Source organism: Paenibacillus fonticola DSM 21315 (genome assembly GCF_000381905.1).
Lineage (GTDB): Bacteria > Bacillota > Bacilli > Paenibacillales > Paenibacillaceae > Fontibacillus > Fontibacillus fonticola.
In genome coordinates this window covers 1-2,030 of sequence record NZ_KB907285.1, presented here as the reverse complement: position 1 = coordinate 2,030, position 2,030 = coordinate 1, and the positions used below count along the sequence as shown (strand labels likewise).

1 protein-coding gene is annotated in these 2,030 nt (G+C 52.2%); it reads left to right on the top strand.

Features of this window, described 5'->3' with window-relative positions; all coding sequences use genetic code 11:
- Positions 1-2,030: non-ribosomal peptide synthetase (locus G358_RS30965; RefSeq protein WP_033404620.1), on the top strand; the 2,030-nt coding region annotated here is incomplete at both ends.

Below are 2,030 nucleotides of genomic sequence, written 5' to 3'. Positions count from 1 at the left end.
TGGCGTATGTCATTTACACGTCGGGATCGACTGGACAACCCAAAGGGGTGCTTACAACCCAGCAAAATATTGTTCGGACGGTCGTGAATAATCATTACTTGACGATAACGCCGGAGGATCGGATTCTCCAGCTATCCAATTATGCTTTCGACGGATCGGCATTCGATATTTTCGGTGCCTTGTTGAACGGAGCTTTGCTCGTTCTCATACGAAAAGAGCACATATTGGATATTGCGGCTTTGTCGCAAATTCTAAAAGAAGAGAAGATTACGATTTTCTTCCTGACAACAGCATTATTCAATACGATCGTGGATTTGGATGTAGAGAGCCTTTCGCAAGTTCGACATGTTTTGTTCGGTGGAGAAAAGGTGTCCGCGAGTCATGTAGCTAGAGCCTATGAAGTGCTTGGAAAAGGCCGAATCATCCATGTCTATGGGCCGACGGAGAGTACGGTGTTTGCGACGTACTATGCCGTGGATCATTTGGAATGTGGAGAAGCGACAGTACCGATCGGCGTTCCACTCGCGAATACACGTGCATATATCGTGGATCAGGATAACAAATTACAGCCGATCGGCGTCCCGGGCGAGCTATGTATCGCCGGGGATGGCCTGGCGCGTGGGTATTTGAATCGTCCAGAGTTGACGGCGGAGAAGTTTGTGGCCAACCCGTTTGGGCCAGGAGGGCGAATGTACCGCACCGGAGATTTGGCGCGGTGGTTGCCTGGCGGCAGCATCGAATATTTGGGCCGGATCGACCATCAGGTCAAAATCCGCGGGTATCGCATCGAACTGGGTGAGATTGAGGCGCAGCTGCTGAAGGTCGAATCCGTCCGTGAAGCGGTTGTGGTAGCGCGCGAGACAGAAGAAGGGCAGAAGGATTTATGCGCCTATGTTGTAGCAGGGTGTGAGCTTGTGGCAAGCGAGATCCGTGCGGTACTTTCCCAATCGCTGCCGGGGTATATGATCCCTGCGTACTTTGTCCAGATCGATCGGCTGCCGCTGACGCCTAACGGCAAGATCGACCGTAAGGCATTGCCTGCGCCAGCAGCACATCTGCATACCGGAGCCGAGTATATCGCTGCACGCACGCCGGTGGAAGAAACGCTGGTGTCGATTTGGGAAACAGTGCTGGGAGTAAGCCCGATCGGGATACAGGACAATTTCTTCGATCTTGGCGGCCATTCGCTGCGGGCAACAACGCTGGTCGCAATGATCCATAGAGAGCTAGGTGCCGAGATCCCGTTGCGGACCGTATTTCAGGAGCCGACCATTGCACAGATGGCCCGAATGATCGAAGGTCGCGATTCGTTTGTGTATGCAATGATCCCTACTGTTAAGCCGAGCACCTACTATCCGGTTTCTTCCGCTCAAAAAAGATTATATATCCTCAGCCAGATGGATGGTGGGGAACTTAGCTACAATATGCCGGCCGTCATTACCATAGAAGGGGAATTGGACCGGGAACGACTGGAAGAAACATTCCGGAAGCTGATCCGCCGCCATGAATCGTTGCGGACCGGATTTGAGCTGGTAGAAGGGAAACTGGTACAGCGTGTTTACGAAGATGTCCCGTTTGCAGTGGAGTATACGAAGGCAAGCGAAGAACAATCGGCGGAAATGGTTCATACCTTTGTACGTCCTTTCGCTCTGCAGCAAGTACCGCTCCTACGGGTGGGACTGCTTGAAATCGTGCAGGATCGCCATCTGCTGCTGTTTGACATGCACCACATCATTTCCGACGGTGTATCGATGAGTCTATTCATTCGGGAGTTTGTTCAGTTGTATGAAGGAAAGAACCTGCCGCCGCTTCGGATTCAGTACAAGGACTATGCAGCATGGCAGCAAGCGAACATGGAAAGCGAACAAATGCGCAAGCAGGAAGCTTACTGGCTGGATGAGTTCAGCGGCGAAATGCCTGTACTGGAGCTGCCGACAGACTATGCGCGGCCTGCGGTCAGAAGTTTCCAAGGGCGTACGTATGAATTTGTCATCAGCAGCCACAAGAGTGAACAATTGCGTGAGCTTGCA